Below are 23754 nucleotides of genomic sequence, written 5' to 3'. Positions count from 1 at the left end.
TAATACTATTTATCCCAATAATGTAGAGACTTTGCAATCACAAAATCTCTACATTTAATACCTAAAAATTGGCGCTTAAACCCAGACGAAAAGTGAATCCAGGGCTATATATGCGATTAACTCGTTCATATTGCTCACCGAGTAAATTTTCTAAATATACTGTTAGTCCTAAATTGCTAGTTAGAGGTATACGACCGCTCAAATCTAAATTCACAAAAGATGGCGCAAAGTCTGTACTCTTGTCACCAGGGTTAGCAAAGATGGATCTACGAGCGCCACTATTATAAGTAACATATAAGTTAGCTTGCCAACCTGTATTTTGATAACCCACACCAGTTTGAAGTACAGAATAGGGAATCAAACCTAACTGTAAACCTTTTTCTGAGCCTGTTTTTATTTGGGACTCTGTATAAGTATAGTTGAGGAAAGTTGACCAGCTAGCCGCAATTTTTAATTGCAAAGCTGCCTCTAAACCATTGGTATCTACTAGCCCAATGTTTGCCCATTTTCCGGCGATAACTCCCAAGCGATCGCCTATACTACTACCAAAGTAAGTAAACTGTCCAATCAGGTTTTCTGAAAAATTGACATCTACTCCCGCACTCCAAGTAGAGCCAGTTTCCGGTCTTAAATCAGGATTAGGGTCCCAACCATGAACTGTATCATAAATATACAACTGATCTAACCCAGGATTGCGTTGTCCCCCTGCCCAACTTCCGCGCACTGCTACTATTGGTGTGACGGCATAACGTAACCCAACACTAGGGTTGAAATAATTTCCAAACTGGCTGTCAAAGCTTTGCCTTAGCCCTCTTCTTGATCAATTACGTAAGTTGGAGTAGACTCAGGTAGGTTATCTGGTTCTGCGATCGCTTCTATGGAAATGTCTGGATCATCGCTCGGAGTTTGCTCTGTTTCTGGCTGATTCTCTGGGTTAATTTCACTCGGTCTAAATTGTTGAGTTAATAATTCGACATTAGTAGTGGGGAGCTCGATTTCACTCAAACTCGGAATAGCTAAAATGACTTCGGTTGATTTATCAGTATTTATCTGCTTAATTTCACTCTCAGCAGCAAAGCTAGGAAACGATATCAATAAACTCGGTAAAGCAACTTTTAGCAACAAAAAATTCTTTTTCACGTTCTCTTTCACAGCAAGTAAAAATAGTCACTAAGTAGGATTGTTGCTCTAATAGTAAAATCATGTCAAAAGACACGCTGTCATATTTCCACAGTTCAGATGAGACTGTTGGTAAATTCACTATGGGTTAAACCTACAACAGATGTGGTTCAAATACATGAAAACTGCTGTAATTAATATTACATTCGCAAAATAATGCTTGCACTCATCGGGCACTCAATGAGGTTTAATCCGTCACAATTAGCCATCATGGACAAACTCTAGTTGAAGCCGGGGTAGCTGTGAGAAAACAATTAAGATGCAGTACTTAGTATAGGAGAACAACGTGAAAATAGCGATTATTACTAAAACATTAATTACATCCATCGGTTTGTTAGCTTTATTTGCCCCAAGTAAAGTCTCCGCTCAACTCATACCGCAACCTTGGGTTTCAGTCGGTGGAAAAGATGGTGATATAACTTATGCAGTCGGAGCTAGGGCTTTTAATTTTGGGGTTGAGCTAGGAGCTGGCCCTGATGGTGCTACGGGAGTAGATGTTTTGAAATTTATCAGCTTACCTGTCATTTCACCCTATGTAGGAGTTGGACTTTATTCAGAAGATAAAGGTGTTGCAGTTTCAGGTGGCGTTCAGGTACGTGCGACTGATAACGTTTTTGTTGGTGCTGGTTACAATTCTATTCGTGGCTTTAACGGGCAACTGGGAATAAGATTTTAACAGTTATCAGTTAAGTGAATGGCGAAGCGGAATAAAGCAATTGCAAGGGCTGCAATAGTATGATGGTGGTTTTGCACTACCAATGGTATAAGAGATGATGCCTCAATTTGAATACAGCACTCTTGCCCATCCACAGGATATTCAACAGCTTGGGTATATCCTTGAGCAATGTTTTATCAGCGGACTTGGTGGCGAGGAAGTTTACATCAATCTGATTGGCGTAGAAAATTTCCGCATAATCCATAAATTGCAGCAAGTAGCTGGTGGATTGGCAACTCTGGATATGGGTCAGTGGTGGGGTGGTGTGCGTGTACCAATGACAGGAATTGCCGTAGTAGGTATTGCTCCAGAATATCGTGGTTCGGGAGCTGCGATCGCTCTCATGCAGCACACCCTCAAAGAACTTTATGCTAGGGGCGTAGCAATTTCCGCTCTTTATCCAGCCATTCAAAGCCTGTACCGAAAACTTGGGTACGAACAGGGGGGTAGCTGGTGTATTTGGGAAGTTGCTACCAGGAATATCCAAGTGCGGGAGCAACCTCTACCTTTGGAACCGGTAGTTCCGATTAATCATCAAGTCTTTCATGAACTATATCAGCAGCAGGCGAGACAAACGCCTGGATATTTAGACCGACATCCTGCAATCTGGGAGCGCTTAATCCAACCAGATGAGAAAGAAATAGTTTATGCCTATTTTATTGGTACTAAAGACCAACCCCAAGGTTACATTATCTTCACTCAAGAGCGAACAGAGGATGGTGAAATCCTCTGGGTGAAAGATTGGGTACTCCGCACACTTGCTGCTGCACAAACTTTCTGGTCTTTTCTAGCAAATCATCGCTTTCAAATTCACCAAGTACGATGGAAGAGTTCTGCGATTGATTCCCTGACATTGCTACTACCAGAGCAAACTGCCAAGATATGGCGTGAGAGTCGTTGGCTGCTGCGGGTAATAGATGTAGTCAAGGCGCTAGAGGCGCGGGGTTATCCACCGGGAATCGAAGCTGAACTGCACTTAGAAATTCAAGATAATTTGCTAACTGGAAATAATGGTAAATTTATCCTTTCTGTCGCCAATGGACGCGGTGAAGTCACAAAAGGCGGAAAGGGTGAGTTGCAGCTAGATATCCGGGAATTGACACCATTGTATACAAGTTTGTTCACCCCCTACTATTTGCAACAAGTGGGAAAACTGCATGGTACAGAAACAGCTATCTTAGCAGCTACGCAAATCTTTGCAGGTAGCTCTCCTTGGATGGCTGATTTCTTTTAAGGGGAGTGGGGAGTTAGGAGTTAAAAGTTTTCCTCATCTCCCTTATCTCCCCACACCTGAGTTACTAACTCAAATTGCTAGTTAGTTCAGGAAATTTGGAGTGCCAGTACCACCATTCCTACCAACGGCAGGAATTTCCAGTAGGCTATCTGTAGCGTTGCCAGTACCATCATTGGTAACAGAGCTAGAGTTACCCGGATGTCCATTAGGAACAAACAGTTGCGGATGATCAAAGGGCGCTTTGTCATGGAGAACTCGCTCATCGGTGAGTCCTTTTAAAAAGGCGACCAATTGCTGTTTTTCCACTGGTGACAAATTCAATATTGGAAGACCTCCAAAGTCACCACCGCGACTGTAAAAATCAACCACTTGCTCTAGAGTCGCCTGACCTCCGTTGTGAAAGTAGGGAGCAGTGAGTTCCACATTGCGAAGCCCAGGTGCTTTAAAGGCTCCATCTGCAACTACGCTCTCACTTGAATTCAACGGTGGAGTAAGGATAGGGGGGTCTTGGCCTAGAAGACTCTTAAATTTCCCCAGTTGAGCCAACCGTGCCTCGGAGAGTGGATTACCTTGGCCGTTAACAGATAAAGGGTCATTACCACCCAAACCGGCATCGTCCGTGGCAGGTCTGACGCCAATCTTGAAGAAACCAGTGTCTTCAGGGGCTTTTGCACCGAACGGCACGCGTCCGATTCGTCCGGTTTTAGCCACGTTGCTCACCGAAGCACCTGTTAATTCCAACCCACTATGGCAACCGATGCACCCCTTGCCCTCGAATAGTTTCTTCCCTTGTTGCTGCTGCACGGTGAGGGCGTTGGTGTTTCCTTCCAAGAAGCGATCGTAGGGTGTATCGTTAGCAATGAGTGTAGCCTCGTACAACTGAATCGCCAGCCCGAAGAAGAGCGAGAAGTTATAGTCCAACAGCCTGTACTCTTGGGTTTTGGAAGAGTAATCAGGGTGCTTGACAAAAGTCCGTCTACCTTCAGCATCAACTTGGATCAGTAGCTTAGAGTCCCACCACTCCGGCTTAAAGGCATCTTGAATCAGCTGATTGTAGCTGCTATAGTTCAGTCCGGGTTTAGGCCATTTACTGTCTGCACCTAAAACGCTATCTTGTGGATGCACAACCTGTTTGGCTAGCGGTTGGAGGCGAGATAACTTTTGTGCCAGGTCTCGCGGGAGGCTTGTACCGTTAATTGACAGAAGACCTTGCAGCAGATCGCTCAGAGATATTCTGCCAATTCGCCCGAACTTATCACCAATTTTTTGAAAAGTGCGACCATCGGCGGACAACTCGCTAGAACTGAGTGGCGGTCCGACCGCCTGAGAAGCCAAAGACGAATTATTCAGACTGATTTTGACAAATTCGAGCTGCTTGGGGTTTTGTGCTTTGACAATAAAGGCGTTAGGATCTCTTAAACCGAAGGGATTCACCCCATTAAAGATGTTTTGCGCCCTTCCGTCCCAGAAGTTGCGGAAGTTGAATGCTGCATTAATTACAGTTGGCGTGTTACGCGACTGGACACGGCGTACATTCGTACCTTTGACATTAAACACCGGATCAGGTTCGTTTGTTACTTGGTCTTCCGCAGTACCAGGTGTGACATTAACAAACTTCGTATTGAAGGCTCCTTGAGATGAGCTAACATCGTTACGGTCAGATACAAGAGTCGTAGGATCATTGGGGTTCGACAGCTTGTGGAAAGGAAAATCTCCCGGCTTGAGCTGGTAGTTTGGTGCGCCACCTACATCAAAAGCTGTATCTGGATTCGGTGTACCATCGGCGTTGACCCGCAAAAGCCCAGGATTAATCTGATTTTTGGATCTATTGTCGGCTCCAGCATGGAAGTGACAACTAGCACAGGAAGTCTGTCCGTCGCTCCCAACCTGCATATCCCAAAAAAGAGTCTTTCCTAACTTGATTGCAGCTACTTTATCTTTTACGAAGTCTCCAAGATTGTCAGGCTCTGGAACTGATACGCTCTTGAGCGAAACTGGAGGCGATGCCGTAACCTGCGCCGATACAGTATTTCCAGCTATTACTGCAACCATAATAATGGCAGCAATTGTTATAGTCTTTGAAAATCTTGATCTCAGGTAGTTAAGCTGGCCAGTTCTGAATCTCCACCCTTGGTGCTTTATTTTTGTCACCAAAGATTTGAGCAAAAATCGACCTTTTGAGGTCAGTAGCAAGTAAGTTGATAAGCCAGTAATAAAGACTACTAAGCTTATTATGGGTATGATCCCCATAGTTTTTTGTGATAAAATAACATTGGAAAAGATTATACATTTATGAACAAGTTTTAAATTTATTATTCATGTAAAGTAATTACGCAATTTACGAATTTTATGTAAACAAAAAACGCCATAGACTACAAATAAATTCCGGAGGGTAGGTAAGCTATTTTACATTTAGCTGGCATTAACTAGGGTGTTAAGATGCTTAATACACAAGAGTTTTATAAAATTTAGATATATCTTAGCTTATGATCAGCCCTACTTTGAGTAGGATATTTGAATGTCACTACATCAAAGTTCTGGCCAGTGGCGCTTAGGGCTAGCCTTGTCGCTATTGACGGTCTTATTATGGGGAATTTTACCTATTGCTCTGACGGTGACTCTTGAAGCAGTTGATGTCTATACCGTCATTTGGTTTCGCTTTTTGGTATCTTTTTTACTGCTTGCTATGTATTTAGGAATACGTGGTAAATTACCAAAGTTAGAACAATTGCGTTCTGCTTCTTGGAAGTTATTAGCGATCGCTACACTCTTATTAGGGATTAATTACTTTCTGTTCATGCAAGGTTTAGCACTAACATCGCCTGCTAACGCTCAAGTTCTCATTCAATTATGTACCCTTTTATTAGGTTTGGGAGGGTTAGTGATTTTTAAAGAACGTTACCGGCTGTATCAATGGATTGGTGTAAGTATAATGACTTGCGGTTATCTTTTATTTTTTCGTGAACAACTAACAAATTTAATTACAGCGCATAGCACATATATACTAGGTACTGTCCTGATTGTCCTAGCAGCAGCAGCATGGGCTATTTATGCTTTGGCACAAAAGCAGTTATTACAATCTTTATCTTCCTCTAGCATCATGTTGATTATTTATGGGGGCTGTGCTTTATTATTCACTCCTATAGCCAGAGTAAAATCACTTTTTATACTTGATTATTTACATTTAGGAATGTTGATTTTTTGCGCTTTGAATACTTTAATTGCTTACGGTGCTTTTGCCGAATCATTAGAACATTGGGAAGCATCACGAGTGAGTGCAGTATTAGCTTTAGCTCCGATTGTGACATTAATATTACTTGCAGTTTTATCAGTTATTGCACCTTCTTTGATATCACCAGAACACTTGAGTTTCACAGCAATGTTAGGAGCGGGTTTAGTCGTCACAGGTTCAGTAGCGATCGCCTTGGGGAAAGCTAATTAATCGAAATGATTTTCAGGATTTTTACTGGGTTTTTCATCTAGTGAATTTGTGTGATATTCAAAGCTACAATATAAATACTGAGGCAGAGTATTTTTTATTTGTTATGATTTGATAGTGAAGGCAAACTACTGGAGTTAGCCTCTTGCAAGATGGATACTTTACCCATCTGTGTAACTCCGTAGTCTTTAATTTTTGAGCTTATAGCCAAGAAAAATCCTTGAAGAAGAAATCAGAATTCAGGAGTCAGAATTAATTACTGGGGGATTGGGAAAAACTACTTGTTTTGACTACAAAATCTATGACTTGGTAGGAATTGGCAAGCCATTTCTAACTCTGATCTAAAGCCAGCTACATCCCCAAGTCATATATAATTTATCGTGAATTATAACTTCTGACTCCTAAATTCTGTTTTGATAAAATTGAGGCTAATAACTTTAAGTAAACCAAACAGGGTGCCCGAATAACTACCAAAGCCAACACCTGATCAAACCAGACCACCGAAACAGTTGAGCGATGAATAGTTTGTTTGGTAATTGGGCCAGCAGCCTCAGAAAAAACTCCCTATTGCTGGTTCTTTCAATGGTGCTGCCAACATTTGGAATGAGTAATTCTGTCTTGGCAGCAGAGCGGATTTATGCATCTTATTCAGCTTTAGAGCTTTCGATTTCAGTCAGCACTTTAGAAAACTACGCCAAAACAGGTGTAATTAACGAAGACTTGGCAGCGTATCAGCAATATTTGCCTCTACAACAGCTTCAAGAATTGCGGCGGATTTTACTCAATCGTGTGAAAGTTAGTCCGGTAGTAGTTTCGCAACTTCTCTACACACCGCAAGGAGAATTTTTGTTGCATCGTTTGGCGCAAGTGATTACAGTCAAATCTTCTCAGCCAAAACCAGAATTTGGGGCTTTGCGTTCGGCGCTAATTTTAGCCTCTGCGGAATCATCCGGCTTGACACTTTTGAATGTGTTACGTAAATATCCCGCCAGCAGCATTCGCCTTGATGTAGCAGGGACTTTGGAAATAGCTACAGAATTGGAGAAACTTGTTAACCAAACCCATCGGGCGATCGCAGCAGTTTCGCAAAAGTCTAAAATAGAAGCTGCTACGATTTCACAACCAAATTTATCACAATTGCCCGATTTACAGGTTCCGGGAAAGTTGAAGTCGCAAAAATACACCCTGAATTTTTTCGACTCAACGCGCAATCGGCTTTTATTAACTGATGTTTATATTCCCAAAGTCCAGAATGCTGCACCCGTAATTGTGATTTCTCACGGCTTGGGTTTAGACAGCAGCAACTTTCAATATTTAGCCACTCATCTAGCTTCCTACGGATTTGCCGTCGTCGTTCCCAATCATCCTGGTAGTGATGCTAAACAATTGCGTTCTCTGCTAAATGGACACGCCATTGAAATAGCAGAACCAAGTGAATTTAAAGACCGACCTTTGGATGTAACATATATATTGAATCAATTGGAAAAAGCTAATCAATCTGATTCACGCTTTAAAAAGCGGTTAAATCTGCAACAAGTCGGAGTATTTGGTCAATCTTTAGGAGGCTACACAGCCTTGGCCTTGGCAGGTGCTAAAATCAACTTTGAGCAACTAAAACAAGATTGTCAACCAGCAGCACTACAAAATACCTGGAATATGTCTTTACTGCTCCAGTGTCGCGCTTTGGAATTGAGCATCAGCAAGTCTGGTAAGGATTATAACCTGCGGGATGAGAGAGTGAAAGCCGCGATCGCAGTTAATCCCATTACTAGTTCTATTTTCGGCAAAGCGGGCTTAAGTCAAATTCAAACTCCGGTGATGATCGTTGGCAGTAGTGATGATACAGTAGCACCAGCTTTATCCGAGCAAATTCTACCTTTTTCCTGGTTTGCGAACTCACAAAAGTATCTCGTCATGCTTCTAGGTGCTACCCACTTCTCCACCATTGGCAATGGCAACCCTGGAAATCAGCAAGTAGCATTACCTGCGGATATGATTGGCGATGCTTCTCAAGCGCGTCGTTACATGAACGTTTTGAGTTTACCTTTCTTCCAAACTTACGTCGCCGGAAGACCAAAATACGTCTCTTACCTCAACGCCGCTTACACCCAAAGCATTTCTAGTAAATCTCTGGGATTGAGTCTCGTCCAGTCGCTGAGTAAGACCGAATTAGCACAAGCACTTGCTAGCGATCGCCACAAAGCTCAATATTATCAAAAAAATGCCCCTAACTCCATACTCAACTTTGGATTTTGGATGTTGGATGTCGGCGTTGCAATGCTACATGTAACGATTTTTATTTAAGTCTAAAAGTTTACCCCCGTCCCTCTCCGCATCGGAGAGGGACAGGTTTTGCGTAGCCTAACCAGGGAGAGGTCTTTTTATTAGCCTAATCACAGGGCTGCTGCTTCCACTGTAACTAGAAGCGGAGAATACAGAATATCTACTCGATTAGTTTCACAAAAATCAAATCTTGTGTTCTAAAATCAACCGTTCAACTACTTCTATTATAAAATCAACCGTAAAACTACTTAATTATAAAAACTCTCTGGCAAAACAGTTCAGTATAACCACTGGATGATTTTATCCTTTAGTTTGGCAAACTATCAACTAGCTATTCAAAAAGTGAACTAGCTAAAACTAAAAACAGTCTTGAAGTTAATAAAGAGTGAAATAGAACTTATGACTACAGCAACCAGGGATTTAATTACTAAGCTTTATGTGAGCTACTTTGATCGTGCCCCTGATCTCTTTGGTCTGAATTATTGGGTAGGACAAGGCAATCAAAACGTATCGCTCGAAACCATAGCCGATACTTTTGGTAGTGCACAAGAGACCAAAAATAAATATACTTACCTAGCCTTTCCTAATATCTCCGATCCGACTGCATTCGTCAACTCAATCTACGTCAATGCTTTCGGTCGGCAGGCAGAGCAGGCAGGATTGGACTATTGGGTTGATCAGTTGAAGACTCAAGGATCGGGTCAAGCTTCGACCTTTATCCTTACATTAATCCAAAGTGCTGGGGGTGCAGACATAACAGCTTTGCAAAATAAGATTACCATTGCCTCGCGGTTTACCAATGGACTGCTCAATAATAATATTATCTCAGCCCCCCCGCAGACATTTACAGATTCAACAACTATTCTCAATTCGATTACCTCTGACCCAACATCACTTACAGCAGGTAATACGGCGGTTGATACAAAGATCGCTAGTTACGCATCAGCAGCGACAACCGGTACAACCACTGCTCTGACTACCTCCCTATTTGACAACTTAATAGGTACAGCGAATAATGACACGATCGCAGGCGCTAACACTGGTACATCAGCAACAGATTTAGTCCAAGGCACTGACAAGATAGATGGTGGTGCAGGCATAGATACCTTCCAATACAGTGGTGCTAATGGTACTGCTGCTGTGCCAACTCTATCAAATGTTGAAAAAGTAGAACTTTTAAGTCCTACTAGTGGTACCACAATTGACTTCACTGGCAAAACTACAGGTCTTCAACAAGTCACGATTAAAGGTCTCTCTAGTCCCACTCTAGCCGCTTTTACCGCCAAGGGACTTAGTGGTATTAGCCTTGGTGTTGAAGGTACCACCCTTACCGCCGGTGCCACCCCTACCACAACTGTCACGACGCTCACGGCTGATTTTGGTTCTACGACCACCAGTGCAAACTTGTCCATTAAGGATGCCGCAGTGACTACGGCTGATCTAAAGACAGGCACTATCAACGCTGCACTCACTACCCTTAACATTGCCACTGATGGTTTAGGGAAGAATTCGATTCCGACATTGACACTACCAGCGGCGACGACAACCCTGAAAATTACCGGTGCCGGCACACTAGATTTAGGTAGTACTACCCCGACGACAGTAGCAACGATTGATGCCAGCGCCAACACAGGCGGTGTTAAGGTGGCAGTTGGTACTGTGAATGCTACCTTCACGGGTGGTAGTGGAAATGATACCTTTAGCTCTGCATTAACCGATTTCGACGCCAGCGATAAGCTTGACGGTGGTGCTGGCACAACGGATACATTAATACTTACGGGTTTAACTGCTGCTTCCACCGTCCCATATACAGCTATCAACGCTGTCAATAATTTTGAAGTCCTGAACTTATCAGGTACTGGTATAACAGTCGATGCCAGTAAGCTTCCTGCTAATGATATATTCACACTAACGGCAGCAGGTAATATCGCAGTTACTGGGGCGACTGCAACCAATACCTTTACCTTGGCAGGTAGTGGGTCTACTGTAACAGGTTCTCCAGCTAGTATATTCGCTCTCACCGGTACTGGTGCTGCTAATATCGCACTTCAAGATACTGCGACAATCAGCGCTTTAAACTTAACTGGCGTTACTACCCTCAACATAGAATCTAAGAAGAAGGATGCTACAACTGCTAGTAATTCGATCACACTAGGCACTGGTCTCGGCACTGCGACTACTAGTACTGTGGCGATCAAAGTGACAGGTGACAGCGCCCTCACAATTACACCGCCCACCAGCAATGTAAACATTGACGCTACTGGTTTCAAAGGGGCTTTAACCGCTACTGGTAGTGGTACTGGTGGTACTAACACATTAATAGGTGGTGATGGTAATGACATCTTAACAGGTGGTGGTGCTGGTACTACTAATAGATTAGTAGGTGCTTCTGGTATAGACGTATTAACAGGTGGTGCTGGTACTGACACCTTCGTTTTCTCGATCGCAGGTTCCAATGCAGGAAGCTTAACGCCGCCTGTTACCGATACCTATACCTATGATACCGTTAATTCTTTCACGCCAGGAACAGATAAAATCGAACTCAGCGGAGGCATATTCAATAGCGGTAGTTTGATTAGTCAGTCGTCGGTACAGACAGCCGTCGGTAGTGCAAGCACCTTGAGCGCCGCACTTGGAAGTGCTGCTACGGCAATCGGCGCTAGCAAATTTGGTTCTTTCACATTCGGGGCTAATACCTATATCTTGGGTAATGATGCCACTGTAGGTTCTCCGAATCAAAGCGATCTACTGATTAAACTCGCCGGCACTACGACGCTGTCTGCTGGGGACTTTATATTCTCCTAATCATCACTCTTGTTTGAAAAAAGAAAGGACTGAACTATTACGGTTAGTCCTTTTTTTTGGCTTCCTATGCTAATACCATTTTAGTTTTTTGATGATCAGCTATTCCATATTTAACTTGCATATCTTGAGCGGGTGAGACGCCCACTCCACAAGAAATGTACAATTTCAAATTATGCAAACTAGATATGAGTTTAGCTTATAGCAATCCTATTTTGATTTGCTCTCTATCGAGAGGCTAAGATCCCCGACTTCTTGAAGAAGTCGGGGATCTTTTTGGTCGTAACTCATTTATGATAAATTCATGGTGATGTGAATTAACGAAAATAGGTTATTTCAGGCTTTTCTTAATTATCCTTTGATAGTAAATAGACCATGCTGTAAGGGTTATAATCATTTTTATTAAGTTTTTTATGATATTTCTCTATTTTTACAGTTTTATAGATTTAAACTTATAAGTTACATCGTGATATTTGCGGAAAATGCTCGGCGTTATCTGCGTTTTTTGTGTATTATTCGGTAAGACGCTAAGAGTATCTCTTAATCCTGGTTAATGCGTATAAATTAATGCTTTATAAAGTATTAAATGCTGAATATTGATGTTTTAAGCATCATATTGATAAGTATTTTATAGAATTTAGAAGCTGTAACGATTGATTTTGTGTTATTTCAAGGTTTTCTCAACTTAAACAAACCATTTGGCTGGACTTCCCACGACTGCGTGGCGCGGGTGCGAAAATTGTTGCGCCTCAAACGTGTGGGACACGCAGGAACTTTAGACCCAGCAGCTACTGGGGTGTTACCGATCGCACTTGGTAAAGCTACAAGATTATTACAATATCTGCCAGAAAACAAAGCTTACAAGGCTACCATTCGGCTGGGTGTGCGTACTACAACCGATGATTTAGAAGGTGAAATCATTACTTCTCAACCTTGTGCGGGATTGAATTTAGCAGAAGTGAAAACTGCACTGGCACAATTTGAAGGCAAGATTGAGCAAATACCACCGAGTTATAGTGCAATCCAAGTGGATGGTAAACGTCTCTACGACTTAGCACGCCAAGGAAAAACGGTAGAAGTTCCAGTGCGAACAGTAGAAGTTTTTCAGATAGATATTTTAGACTGGAGAGAAGGAGATTTTCCCGAATTGGATGTGGCGATCGCCTGTGGTTCTGGTACATATATTAGAGCGATCGCTCGTGACTTAGGCGCAATCTTAGAAACTGGTGGCACTCTTGCGGCTTTGAACCGCACCCAAAGCAGTGGTTTCGATTTAAGAGATAGTCTCACTTTCACAGACTTAGAAACTAAACTCCAAGCTGAGACATTCCAACCTTTTCTACCTGATGCAGCCTTACAACATTTGTCATCTGTGACTTTAGCAGCAACATCTGCTCAAAAATGGTGTCAAGGTCAGCGAATTTCTCTAACTTTCGATGTTTCTGAAATAGTGCGAGTTTACGATGAAGAGACTCGCTTTTTAGGTATTGGGCAATTACAAGACGAAGTGTTGATTCCCCAAATGGTTTATGAACCTATTTCTTGAAACTATGGTAAATTGAAGGATTTAATTTGAATACAGAGTTTCTCCAGAATGTATAAAATTATCACTTTGCCTCGTACTCTCGAAATAGAGTTAGTTAGTAGTTCTATTTGCTTTAGTCACAAAAAACCCTTTCTAAAACTAAAGTTTGTCTTGACTGCCTCTGGTATTGATGCTACAGATAAGCCAAGTCATAACGCTCTAAAAATTGGTGAGTTGGTTCTTGTCTATGATGAAAATCTGGGATTTGTAGATGAAAATTGGCTTTTAGATATTGATTCTGCTTTTTTCGATATAAAACTTAACTCTACCTGAATACTATTTAAAGCATTAAATGTTAGTTTTTTTACATTAATCAAACTTAGGAAATTTGTGTTTTTAAGTCTAATTGAGAAGGGTAATGAGCGATCGCCATAATCATACTACTGCTACACGTCTAAATGTCTACATCCAAGGTCAAGGATTCCCCATTTTGGGCTTACATGGTCATCCTGGTACTGGTCGTAGTCTTTCTGTCTTTACCAATCATTTATCAAAACGTTATCAAACTTTTACCCCTGATTTACGTGGATACGGCAAAAGTCGCTGCAATGGCAATTTTGATATGAATGACCATTTGACTGATTTAGAAGCGCTGCTAGACCGCTTTGAGATTGAAAAGTGCCTAATATTGGGATGGTCTCTTGGGGGCATTCTGGCAATGGAACTGGCATTACGTTTGCCAAAGCGCGTTACTGGGCTGATTTTGGTGGCGACAGCCGCAAAACCCCGTGGCAGTCATCCGGCCATCACTTGGCAAGATAATTTATATACTGGCGTTGCTGGCCTACTAAACTATATAAAACCGGGTTGGCAATGGAATATTGAAACTTTTAGCAAGCGATCGCTTTTCCGCTACCTAATCCAACAACATACATCTACCAGTTACAACTACATCGCAAGTGTTGCAGTACCAGCTTATTTGCAAACCTCTGGTGCTGCTACTCGCGCCCTCTATAGTGCAATTGAATCGGGATATAACCGACTTCCAGATTTGCAACAAATAAAATGTCCTAGTCTAGTACTTGCGGGTGAACAAGACCGCCACATTACGGTTGATTCCAGCTTAGAAACTGCTCAACATCTCCAAAATTCTCAGTGGCAGTGCTATCGCAACACCGCCCATCTTTTCCCGTGGGAAGTTCCCCAACTGGTGCTGAATGATATTGACCATTGGCTGGAAGAACATCCACAGGTAATTGGTAGTCAATAATCCCAGAGTTTTTGACTCTCAAGAAGATAATTCGTAATTAGAACTCGAAATTACAAATTACGAATTATGTTAACTCTTGCCTAACTTACATTTGACCGCCAAAGGCAGGCTGTACTTTGCGGTCAAATCTTTCCCCCAGGTCTTCAGCGATTGTTAAGGTATTAGGTTTGCAGCGCTTGACATGCACAGCAATTCCCTGTGCTCCTTCGATCTCCAAATCTTCTATATATCCAATGCTTGACAATCTGGCATCAGAAGAACTTAGAAATGGTCCGAAGTAATACGTGCACCGGGGATTCTGCGTCACAATCTCTACCCACCAAGCCAAGCCGAGGTAGTCAAATGTGTTAATCAACACTTCCTTGAGGTTATGCCAAATGGTTTTCATGGTTTTCGCCAATTTATAAAGTGCTACAGGATTTTAAAGGATATGCTACTTGATTATCTTTTACATTTCTTTATACTCTGTTACCGTTATTTTTTCAAAGAGATTTTTTGTATTTTATCTAAGTACAGCGTATTTAGCGATCGCTGGCGATAAATTTCATAAAGCGCCATACCCGCCGCTACTGAAGCATTGAGGCTGGGAGTCTTACCTTGTAGAGGAATCGATACTAAGAAATCACAAGAGCGTTGAGTTAACATACTCAGACCTTCACCTTCTGAGCCGATTACCAAAACGATTGGGCCAGTGAAATTGATTGTATGCACGGGTTCGCTCCCACTTGCAGCCGTGCCGTAAATCCAAAAACCAGCTTCTTTTAATTCTTCTAAAGCGCGGCCAAGGTTGATAACTCTAGATACAGCAAAACTTTCTAAAGCGCCTGCTGCCACTTTCATGACAGTGGAAGTGATCCCAGATGCCCTTCTTTGAGGAATCACCAATCCTTGAGCGCCTATGGCTTCGGCAGTGCGAATAATTGCTCCCAAGTTGTGGGGATCAGTGATTCCGTCAGCCACGACAATTACGGCATCAGTTACAGATTTGGACTGCTCAATTAAATCCGCCAATTCGATGTAGCCGTAAGGAGCAATTTGTGCCGCCACACCTTGATGATTGGCTCCATTGGTGATATGGTCTAAGCGCTTGGGTTCAACTTCATCAATAACTGTGCCATTTTCCTTGGCTTGCAGCAGAAAATGGTGAAAGCTGGGATCGTAGCGCAGACGGGTAGTAATCCAGAGACGGTTAAGATTGCGCTGATTTTGCAACGCACTCAATACCGGATAACGACCGTAGATGAGATCGCTATCTTCTGTCGATTCTGTAGATACAGACGGCTGCGATAAGTTGCTATTTCGTTCTCGGTAGTTGCCAGAAATCGCGTTGCTATCTATTTTCCTGGGATTGCGAGTCGGATTAGCAACAGAAATGGGATTGCTATCTATTTTCCTGGGATTACGAGTCGGATTAGCAACAGAAATCGGATTGCTATCTATTTTCCTGGGATTGCGAGTGGGATTAGCAACAGAAATCGGATTGCTATCTATTTTTCTGGGATTGCGAGTCGGATTAGTAACAGAAATCGGATTGCTATCTATTTTTCTAGGATTGCGAGTCGGATTAGTAACAACACGCTTACCTTTAATTTTTACGGGTTGTCCACGATTAGGTTCGCTAGAAGTTCTGATTTTTCTTGGTTTATTCTGCATTTTAGTTATGGATATAGCGTATGGTTGATTATCCCGATTACCTGAATTTATTGAGCCTAATCTACTCTTGTGGCCATGGTGAAATTGAGTTCTCACTCTTTTTCTACATGAAGTATTTGCAACAGTTCGGTTAGACGCTGGTAATCGGTGAGATATAAGTAGCCAATTAAGGTTTCTAGACTAGTTGCCTGTTGATAAATTTCGGGATTAAGTCGCTTAGGGCGTCCTGTAGCGGCGTTTCTACCCCGTCGGACAATTTCTAATTCGGTATCCCTGAGATGAGGAATCAGCGATCGCAAATGTAGCGCTTGGGTTTCCGCTCTTACCTGCTCCACTACCAGACGATGGTAAATTCCTGAGCGCTGCAATGGCACTAGATAGAAAATTCTAACATACAACTCATAAATTGCATCCCCCAAATATGCTAAAGCACTAGGAGAAATTTTTTGCACTTGGGAGAAGGAAATCTGTTGGAATGGGGCTGTGGTTGCTAAGAGTGCTTGATTCCAAGATAAACTCTGTTTGCCCTGTTCATCTTGTCCATCTGATAGCTCTTCCTCCTCTGACTTCACAAATAAATCATTCCTTGACGGACTACATTTGGCAAGTATTCTTCGCAAAGACTGATTTTTTTAAAGTATGCCATGATAATATACTTAGTATAATCAATACTATCATAACTACTTACTAATTTCCTCTTTTTGATTGAGATTTGGTATTTTAAATCACCCTGATGTCAACGCCCATAAACCAAATTTCGCCTATTTCTTGTGGTCTGCGCCTAAGACAATGTAAAATTCGGACATCAAACTCACCCTCTTACTTGATCCCATTGCCATGCTTACTTACTAAGTGACAATTTTTAATTATACAGTATCAAGTCAAGTTAACCTATAGATAAATCTGCTGGCTTTGTATTTCTGACAACTTTTTCAGACTTGATTGTTTATCCGAATATTCTAGCCAACTTTTTCCATACCGCAGAACTGGGTATCTATATCTTTGTTATTGCTCAACTTTAAACATAATAGCTAAACTGGCTTTGTGCCTCTCCCACAAGGAGAGAGGTTTCCTGCCAGAAGTTTTAAAAATCAAGCTATCCGATGTTGAATCTGGATAGCTGAATTGATCTCTCGGTTCAAGCAATCAATACTACTTGACGTTTTCTAGAGCGTCTTCAACTGATTTTTGCAGGGAGAGAAACTTCTCTAGACGAACAAGCTTGACCGTTTGAGTTACGCGGGCATTCGTGACAATTTGCAAAGTGCCCTCAGCAGTTTGAGCCTGCTTGGCTAGCTGCACCAGAGCACCCAAGCCAGAGCTATCAATAAAGTCGATTTGTGAGAGATCCAAAATAATGTGCTTAGGTCCCTCGTCAATCTTGCTGCCAAGTGTCTTGCGAAATGTCGGCTCAGAAAAGGCATCTAACAAACCTGTGAGGCGGAATAGCTGACAGTTATCCCGGACTTCACGAGTGCCCCTCAGGCTAACGGTTAGATTTAGTGGTTCAGCAATAATTCCCTCCTCATGAGTGAAAGTGAACGCTCAAGTATAGATGGTTTTTGAGCAAATTGTCTACAATCTGCTGGAATAGGGCATTGGGCATTGGGCATTGGGCATTGAAAACAGGCAGAGGGGAAAATTCTTCTCCTTGCTGCCTGCTCCCCATGCCCCATACCCCATTCTCCATGCCCTATTCCCCATTTATTTATACCTCACCTCTGCCACAGCTTGACGTGCTGTTCGCATGGCTTGAACAAATTGCTCAAACAAGTAATCAGCATCGTGGGGGCCAGGACTAGCTTCTGGGTGATACTGTACGGAGAAGACAGGTAGAGATTTGTGACGTATCCCGGCAATAGTGCGATCGTTTAAGTTCAGGTGGCTGATTTCCACAACTGCCGTAGGTAAAGAATCTGGAGCAATAGCAAAACTATGGTTTTGGCTGGTAATTTCTACCCGTTGTTGTGAGCCAGCAGGCTGATTCAAACCACGATGACCAAATTTGAGTTTATAGGTTTCTGCTCCTAGTGCATGACCTAAAATTTGGTGTCCCATACAAATACCAAAGATGGGTTTTTGACTTAATAAAAGCGCTTTTGCAGTTGCAATCCCTTGGGTGACGGCAGCAGGATCGCCCGGACCATTAGAAAGAAACACACCATCTGGATTGTAGTTGAGAACTTCTTCTGGTGAGGTATCAGCAGGCACAACAATCACCCGACAACCGTAACTTGTAAGGCGACGCAAAATATTACGTTTTACGCCAAAGTCAAGGGCAACAACAGTAAAAGGTTCCCCAAGATTTTCCGCAGCTTCCGAGTTGAATTCCCAAGCTGGAATTGTGGCATCTGACCATTCATAAGCCGTTGGGGTGGTGACTTCACCAACCAGATTCAATCCTGCCATGTTGGGAGCCGCCTGTACCTGCTCTAGCAATTCCGCTTCATCGAGAATGTCTGTGGAAATGCCACCGTTCATCGCTCCGAACATCCGAATTTTGCGGGTGAGGGCGCGGGTATCGATGCCGTAGATCCCTGGTACTTGGTTTTGTTTAAGGTAGTCTGGTAAGGATTGTGTCGATCGCCAGTTACTTGGTCGCTGACAAATATTACGCGCGATCGCACCCCGCACTTTAGGCCGATCTGATTCCTCATCTTCAGGATTGACGCCAGTATTGCCTAATTCAGGATAGGTAAAAATCACAATCTGACCGGAGTAACTAGGGTCAGTCAGGACTTCTTGATAGCCCGTCATCCCAGTGTTGAATACTACTTCTCCGATCGCGGTTCCCGTAGCACCGAAAGACCAACCGCGATAAGTGGTTCCATCTGCCAGGACAAATAAAGCTGGTATTGCGTCAGTCAGGGGCATAGTAGATTGGGGAGTGGGGATCGGGCATTGGGCATTGGGCATTGGGCATTGGGAAAAGTCTTCCCTATTCCCTACTTTCCATTCCCCAATACTGCAATTGTTAATTATCCCACAATTTGAGCAATTGTAAATTTTGAGGATAATTAATTAAAATTAAAAGGGAATTAAATAAAGTAGCGGGAATGGATTTGGCAAAGCTTGGGCAGTTAGAATTAATTATGCTTCAGTCTTTTTTATCCCGTGCAACCCTAATTTTTCTATCAAGCGCTCTAGCGGTTTTGTGTGTTGCCTGTAGTGAAGACAAACGGAACACTGTGACTGGTGGCAATGAGCAACCCACGCCAATTGGGGATCTAGCATCAGTACAGCCGACTGTCAAATCAGTAACACCAGTAGCTATCCCAAAAGCGCAGCCGCTAGAGCCGTCTGAAAGTGAACCAAGTCTTTTTGAGATGGGGCGAGACAAAGCTGTTGGCGCTTGGAGTATTAGCCAATCTGCTCAATCTCCAGAGGATTGGAATTTGGTCGTGAGTCAGTACCAGGATGCGATCGCGCTGATGCGAAAAGTGCGGCGACAAAGCGTCGAATTTGCGATCGCTCAAACCAAAATTACTGAATATCGGCGGCAAATTAAATATGCCCAACAGCAAGCTAATCCTCGCCCTGTGCCTGTTGCTGCACCCAAGAGGGTAGTGGTTGTTGTTCCCCAGATGGCAACCACACCAAAGTTTAACTTACGTTCATTACCTCCTGTAGCAATAAAACGGTTATCACCAGAGCCAGGTTTGCCCTCATCAGTAGTGCTGATTCCCGATCAAGCAGTATTTACAGCCCCGATTAAAAGGCGGATTGGTGGCACGCCAATTGTCGAAGTCACCTTCAATGGCCAGCAACAATTTGAGATGATTGTGGATACAGGAGCCAGTGGCACTGTAATCACCCAACAGATGGCCGATGCTTTGGGAATCGTGCCAGTGGGGAAAGCGAAGGCAAACACTGCTAGTTCAAGAGCTGTAGAATTTCCTGTGGGCTATGTTAATTCGATGGCAGTTGGCGGAGTAATAGTGAATAAAATACCAGTAGCGATCGCCGGTACGGAACTTGAAACTGGACTTTTAGGACATGACTTTTTTGGTAACTACGATGTGACCATCAAACGTAATATTGTAGAGTTTCGCCCGCAATTGCGATCGCCAATCAATTCCCCAGAAACTCAACTAACTCCTCCAACTTTGTCCAAGCCGCGCCACTTTGTAGGATATCCTTAGCGATTTTAATCCCCTCGGCGTGATCGAGCAACGATATTACACCCGCTACTTGCAGCGCTAACGATGCATTTAACGCTACTGCGTCCTGTTGTGCCTGAGTTCCCTTTCCTTGCAATACCGCCTTCAGAATCACCGCATTCTCTTGGACATCCCCACCCCGAAGCATACCTATGGTAGCAGGCGTTAAATCCAAATCTAGGGGATTAATCGTAGTTACCTGCACTTCTCCATCTGATAACACCGCTAAATCAGTTTCATCTCCTAACCCAGCCTCATCAAGTTTTTCTCGCCCATGCAGCACAATCGCCTTTTCCTTGCCCAAATTCTGTAAAGCTTGGGCAACAGTTGTCAAAAGTTTGGGAGTATATAACCCTACCACCTGCCCAGTTGGACGCAAGGGATTTACTAAAGGCCCAAGCAAATTAAACACCGTTCTGATCTTTAAAGTCCGCCGCAATTGGGCAACCGCCTTGAGTGCTGGATGCCAACCAGGGGCAAACAAGAAAGTGATCCCCACTTCTTGTAGTGCTGCTTGCACCTTTTCACTAGAGGCATTCAAGTTTACACCCAAGGCTTCCAAGACATCTGCACTTCCGGTAAGACTTGAGGCTGAACGATTGCCGTGTTTGGCGACGGGTACACCATAAGCAGCAGCAACAAATGCAACTGCTGTAGAAATATTAAAGGTTGATGAACCATCTCCACCAGTGCCACAGGTATCTATTACAGTGCTAAGTGCTGATTTCTGAGCGCTGAGTGGGGAAGATTGAGATTGTAATACTTCAGCCATGCCAGTCAACTCGTCGGCAGAAATGCCTCTAAAGTTCAGCGCTGTTAAAATAGCCCCTGATAACTCTGGGGGAACCGCTTCACTGAGCCATCCTTGCATCAATTCAGCAGCTTGAGTACGGGACAATGATTGGCCATCTATTAATTGTTGCAGCAGGATAGACCAGCTAACAGAGGATTCTTGAGCAGGGATTGGGGAAGTTGTCATAGCTAAGGTTTGTATGTTGTAGCTATATTGAGAGCTATGGGAGTTATCCTACCGGAAAATTGGAAGCTATCAAAGTCAGGTTAAAAAATCAAGGCTTAACTGCAAAGCTGGATTCACAAGGTTCTGATTTTGGGCTTTTTTATCCAAATAGTAATTAGTAATGAATAACTCTTTTCCTTTAGCCGCACCACTCTGTCTATAGTTATTCATCCCATACTGTAATTCCCACTCTGAGATATTAGCCCATTGAAAATTTTCTCGAATTTGCGGTGAGTTGTCGTAGGTAATTAGCCAGTGATGATGACATTGTTGCAAAAGTTCAGCAAATCTCTGATGTTCAAATGAGGTGTGCAAGTCACCCCTTTTGCCATATAGCTTTGATTTGTTAGCACTAAAATATGGCGGATCTAAAAATAGAAATACATCTTCTGCTTCTGATTTTAATAGGTGGCTGTAATCAAAATTAGTAATTTGAACATTGTTTGACAAAATATCTTCTAACTTTTCTAGTCGTTCTATTGAAGAATCAGTAAATCTTTTATGAAAAGCTTCTTCAGAAAAGCCACCTGATTCTACAGTTCCAGAAAAAGTAATTCTGTTAAGGACAAAAAAGCGAATGGCTCTTTCTAAGTCAGATAAATTATTGACATCTACATTAGCCAATTCTGCAAAGAGTAATTTGCCATCTGTATATTTAACTTTAATATGTCGAACTTCTTTAACTAACTGAGCTAGATCAGATTGAGCATACTTCCAAAATAAGAAGAGTTCACGGTTTAAATCGTTAATCCAAATTTTGAGATCAGGAAACTTTTGTCTTAAATAAATGAATACAGAACCACCACCGACAAAAGGCTCTCGAAATTCAGAACTTGCATTGAGCGAAGCCGAAATGAAGCTCTCTGGTAAATATTCAACTATTTGATTGATTGCTTTTGACTTACCACCAGGATATCGTAGGGGACTTTTGAGCATAATTCGTAGAAATCGTCACACTTGGGGTAATAATAAACGTCGAAAGCCCTCCTGCTCAAAATGGCGGTCGGTAGTTAGTGCCTCGGTGACGCCACGCTGACGCATCAACACAAAGCTAACAGCATCACATAGAGAGTAAGTCTTGTCTTGCCGCACCATTAGAAGTTTAACAGCTTCTCGATGCAACAACTCATTGATCCACACCGTCTCTATATCTGGATTATCTAACAAATCAATAATAAATTTTAGTGCTACTGAACGTGGAAAGCGACGAACCTGAGCTAGCGCAATAAACTCTGCTAAAACATAGCTGTGAGTTAAACTTCCACTAACACTATCCAGAAAATCAACTGCTTTTTGATGTTCTGGTTTACCACTCTGGACATAGCAAAGTAGCCCCGATGTATCAAGTAGAAGCACTCAATTTGTTTCCTCAGAGATATCACTATATGCTTTGAGCAAATCAGCATCAATGCTTTCATTATCTGCTCCTGTAGCGTAACCGAGGTTAATGCTTCCAGCTTGACTTCGGAAGCGTTGACGAGCGACTTCTTTCTCTATTTCAGTTTGCGACTTTTCATGTCTTAGAGAACCATACTTCTGTTCTATGGAAGTAGCTACCAATTCTGCAAGAGATACGCCTGCAACCTCGGCTTGTTGCTGCAATGCCGCGTAGACTTCATCACTTAATTCCAAGCTTAAAACCTGACTCACCGCACTATACCTCAGCTACTATATGTAAGCATGAATGTCATATTAGCTTAGTTTCTTGACAACACATGACCTTTTTATCCTAACCCACGATTGTCTCAACTCTACCACCAGGATAATGGAGCAGGCTTTTGAGCATAATTAAAAATTATAATGTCTAAAAATTACTGGATACTTCTATTTTAAGTTTCTGATTATTTTGAGCTTCTAAAGCTAATTTTTTGATAATTGCTTTTTGATTAGGATTAAAATTTTTAATGTTAGCTCCTAAAAAATATTCTAGCTCTTCTGCTGATGCTTCTGGAAAAACAATAGAACCAACAACGTTATTACCTGTCAACTTTAGTTTTGCAACAAATAATACTTATTGACCATTTAGTATTAAAGAATCTAAATTAGAAAATAAAATTAGCTTGAATAAACCATCTTTAATATCAGGGAGTTGTGGCAAAGATGTCTTTTAAGTATTTTTTGACTCTTGTATAATATACATATTATTCTCAAACATTATCTCATCAGGAGTCAAATAGTAAATTCCCCCCAGATAGTTTTTAATACTAAAAGTTGCTTTTAATCCATCCACTAAATATTCTAGCTTATGAGAAGTCAGCGCTTCTCTCTTACTAGCACTCTGAGAACCTTTAAGAGAAATATTCTTAAATTCTTCGAACTCTTCTCTGATTTTATGTAAATATTTATCTAATCCTTCTCGTGAGTGAATTATTACTCCAGTTTGATTAGAAATAGAATCATAAGAATCTAGAGCTTTTTCAAAAGTTTGTGTAAATCTTTCTTCAAATAAATTCTTATTCCAATGGAGTGCGCTTTG

At 42.3% G+C, this 23754-nt stretch carries 22 protein-coding genes and 1 pseudogene; 9 read left to right on the top strand and 14 right to left on the bottom strand.

All coding sequences use genetic code 11. From position 1 onward, the window contains the following. Positions 1 to 61: 61 nt before the first annotated feature. Both V7K15_RS05985 and V7K15_RS05980 read right to left on the bottom strand, forming a co-directional pair. Positions 62 to 811, bottom strand: a pseudogene (locus V7K15_RS05985) (TonB-dependent receptor domain-containing protein); the annotation flags it as partial. Further along, positions 805 to 1140, bottom strand: a complete 336-nt coding sequence (locus tag V7K15_RS05980; RefSeq protein WP_334903889.1) for a hypothetical protein — start codon at positions 1138 to 1140, stop codon at positions 805 to 807. The pseudogene V7K15_RS05985 and the gene V7K15_RS05980, both read right to left, overlap by 7 nt. 325 nt (positions 1141 to 1465) lie before the next feature. Between V7K15_RS05980 and V7K15_RS05975 the strand changes: the two genes are divergently transcribed. Both V7K15_RS05975 and V7K15_RS05970 read left to right on the top strand, forming a co-directional pair. Beyond that, entirely contained in the window at positions 1466 to 1855 is a 390-nt protein-coding gene (locus tag V7K15_RS05975) for a hypothetical protein (protein WP_334903888.1), read from the top strand. A 94-nt stretch (positions 1856 to 1949) separates the two neighbouring features. Then, positions 1950 to 3128: a GNAT family N-acetyltransferase gene (locus V7K15_RS05970; protein ID WP_334903886.1), complete on the top strand. Its 1179-nt coding sequence runs from the start codon at positions 1950 to 1952 to the stop codon at positions 3126 to 3128. Between the two features lie 81 nt (positions 3129 to 3209). Here V7K15_RS05970 and V7K15_RS05965 read toward each other — a convergent pair whose 3' ends face one another. Next, on the bottom strand, positions 3210 to 5378 hold the full coding sequence (locus V7K15_RS05965; RefSeq protein WP_442949652.1) for a cytochrome-c peroxidase: 2169 nt from the start codon (positions 5376 to 5378) through the stop codon (positions 3210 to 3212). Between the two features lie 268 nt (positions 5379 to 5646). Here V7K15_RS05965 and V7K15_RS05960 point away from each other — a divergent pair, with 268 nt between their 5' ends. From V7K15_RS05960 to V7K15_RS05935, 6 genes are all read left to right on the top strand, one after another. Continuing rightward, on the top strand, positions 5647 to 6570 hold the full coding sequence (locus V7K15_RS05960) for a DMT family transporter (RefSeq protein WP_334903883.1): 924 nt from the start codon (positions 5647 to 5649) through the stop codon (positions 6568 to 6570). 513 nt (positions 6571 to 7083) lie between these two features. Beyond that, positions 7084 to 8871 (top strand): alpha/beta hydrolase, encoded by a 1788-nt coding sequence (locus tag V7K15_RS05955; RefSeq protein ID WP_334903881.1) that lies wholly within the window; start codon positions 7084 to 7086, stop codon positions 8869 to 8871. Between the two features lie 378 nt (positions 8872 to 9249). After that, a complete protein-coding gene (locus V7K15_RS05950; protein WP_334903879.1) occupies positions 9250 to 11655 on the top strand; it encodes a DUF4214 domain-containing protein in 2406 nt (801 codons plus the stop codon). Between the two features lie 658 nt (positions 11656 to 12313). Continuing rightward, entirely contained in the window at positions 12314 to 13198 is an 885-nt protein-coding gene (gene truB / locus V7K15_RS05945) for a tRNA pseudouridine(55) synthase TruB (protein WP_334903878.1), read from the top strand. A gap of 48 nt (positions 13199 to 13246) precedes the next feature. Then, positions 13247 to 13510, top strand: a complete 264-nt coding sequence (locus tag V7K15_RS05940) for a hypothetical protein (RefSeq protein ID WP_334903876.1) — start codon at positions 13247 to 13249, stop codon at positions 13508 to 13510. A gap of 85 nt (positions 13511 to 13595) precedes the next feature. Next, positions 13596 to 14447 carry an alpha/beta fold hydrolase gene (locus tag V7K15_RS05935; RefSeq protein ID WP_334903874.1) on the top strand — a complete coding sequence of 284 codons (852 nt, stop codon included), beginning with the start codon at positions 13596 to 13598 and terminating at the stop codon, positions 14445 to 14447. 85 nt (positions 14448 to 14532) lie between these two features. Here V7K15_RS05935 and V7K15_RS05930 read toward each other — a convergent pair whose 3' ends face one another. From V7K15_RS05930 to carA, 6 genes are all read right to left on the bottom strand, one after another. Then, positions 14533 to 14835: a DUF1816 domain-containing protein gene (locus V7K15_RS05930; protein ID WP_334903937.1), complete on the bottom strand. Its 303-nt coding sequence runs from the start codon at positions 14833 to 14835 to the stop codon at positions 14533 to 14535. 86 nt (positions 14836 to 14921) lie between these two features. Beyond that, on the bottom strand, positions 14922 to 16100 hold the full coding sequence (gene rlmB / locus V7K15_RS05925) for a 23S rRNA (guanosine(2251)-2'-O)-methyltransferase RlmB (RefSeq protein WP_334903872.1): 1179 nt from the start codon (positions 16098 to 16100) through the stop codon (positions 14922 to 14924). A gap of 92 nt (positions 16101 to 16192) precedes the next feature. Beyond that, complete coding sequence (locus V7K15_RS05920; protein WP_334903870.1) at positions 16193 to 16672, bottom strand: Mini-ribonuclease 3; 480 nt, start codon at positions 16670 to 16672, stop codon at positions 16193 to 16195. 580 nt (positions 16673 to 17252) lie between these two features. Next, positions 17253 to 17618 carry an STAS domain-containing protein gene (locus V7K15_RS05915; protein ID WP_292801745.1) on the bottom strand — a complete coding sequence of 122 codons (366 nt, stop codon included), beginning with the start codon at positions 17616 to 17618 and terminating at the stop codon, positions 17253 to 17255. Between the two features lie 7 nt (positions 17619 to 17625). Then, complete coding sequence (locus tag V7K15_RS05910) at positions 17626 to 17790, bottom strand: hypothetical protein (RefSeq protein ID WP_334903868.1); 165 nt, start codon at positions 17788 to 17790, stop codon at positions 17626 to 17628. A gap of 14 nt (positions 17791 to 17804) precedes the next feature. Then, on the bottom strand, positions 17805 to 18974 hold the full coding sequence (gene carA, locus V7K15_RS05905; RefSeq protein WP_334903934.1) for a glutamine-hydrolyzing carbamoyl-phosphate synthase small subunit: 1170 nt from the start codon (positions 18972 to 18974) through the stop codon (positions 17805 to 17807). A 218-nt stretch (positions 18975 to 19192) separates the two neighbouring features. Between carA and V7K15_RS05900 the strand changes: the two genes are divergently transcribed. Continuing rightward, the gene (locus tag V7K15_RS05900; RefSeq protein ID WP_334903932.1) at positions 19193 to 20242 is read left to right on the top strand and encodes a retropepsin-like aspartic protease family protein; all 1050 of its coding nucleotides are present in this window, start codon (positions 19193 to 19195) and stop codon (positions 20240 to 20242) included. Here the strand turns inward: V7K15_RS05900 and trpD are convergent. The 5 genes from trpD to V7K15_RS05875 all read right to left on the bottom strand — a co-directional run bounded on the left by trpD (position 20172) and on the right by V7K15_RS05875 (position 23265). Continuing rightward, on the bottom strand, positions 20172 to 21239 hold the full coding sequence (gene trpD, locus V7K15_RS05895) for an anthranilate phosphoribosyltransferase (RefSeq protein WP_334903866.1): 1068 nt from the start codon (positions 21237 to 21239) through the stop codon (positions 20172 to 20174). The genes V7K15_RS05900 and trpD overlap by 71 nt on opposite strands. A 75-nt stretch (positions 21240 to 21314) precedes the next feature. Beyond that, complete coding sequence (locus tag V7K15_RS05890) at positions 21315 to 22214, bottom strand: DNA adenine methylase (RefSeq protein WP_334903864.1); 900 nt, start codon at positions 22212 to 22214, stop codon at positions 21315 to 21317. Between the two features lie 15 nt (positions 22215 to 22229). Beyond that, complete coding sequence (locus V7K15_RS05885) at positions 22230 to 22634, bottom strand: type II toxin-antitoxin system VapC family toxin (RefSeq protein WP_334903862.1); 405 nt, start codon at positions 22632 to 22634, stop codon at positions 22230 to 22232. Further along, positions 22635 to 22928, bottom strand: a complete 294-nt coding sequence (locus V7K15_RS05880; RefSeq protein ID WP_334903860.1) for a hypothetical protein — start codon at positions 22926 to 22928, stop codon at positions 22635 to 22637. 154 nt (positions 22929 to 23082) lie between these two features. Then, positions 23083 to 23265: a hypothetical protein gene (locus V7K15_RS05875; RefSeq protein ID WP_334903857.1), complete on the bottom strand. Its 183-nt coding sequence runs from the start codon at positions 23263 to 23265 to the stop codon at positions 23083 to 23085. Positions 23266 to 23754: the final 489 nt, after the last annotated feature.

It is taken from the genome of Nostoc sp., from assembly GCF_036919815.1.
Taxonomy (GTDB): Bacteria; Cyanobacteriota; Cyanobacteriia; order Cyanobacteriales; family Nostocaceae; genus Nostoc.
Note: the sequence above shows the minus strand (reverse complement) of the source record. Positions and strands in the feature narration are given on the sequence as shown.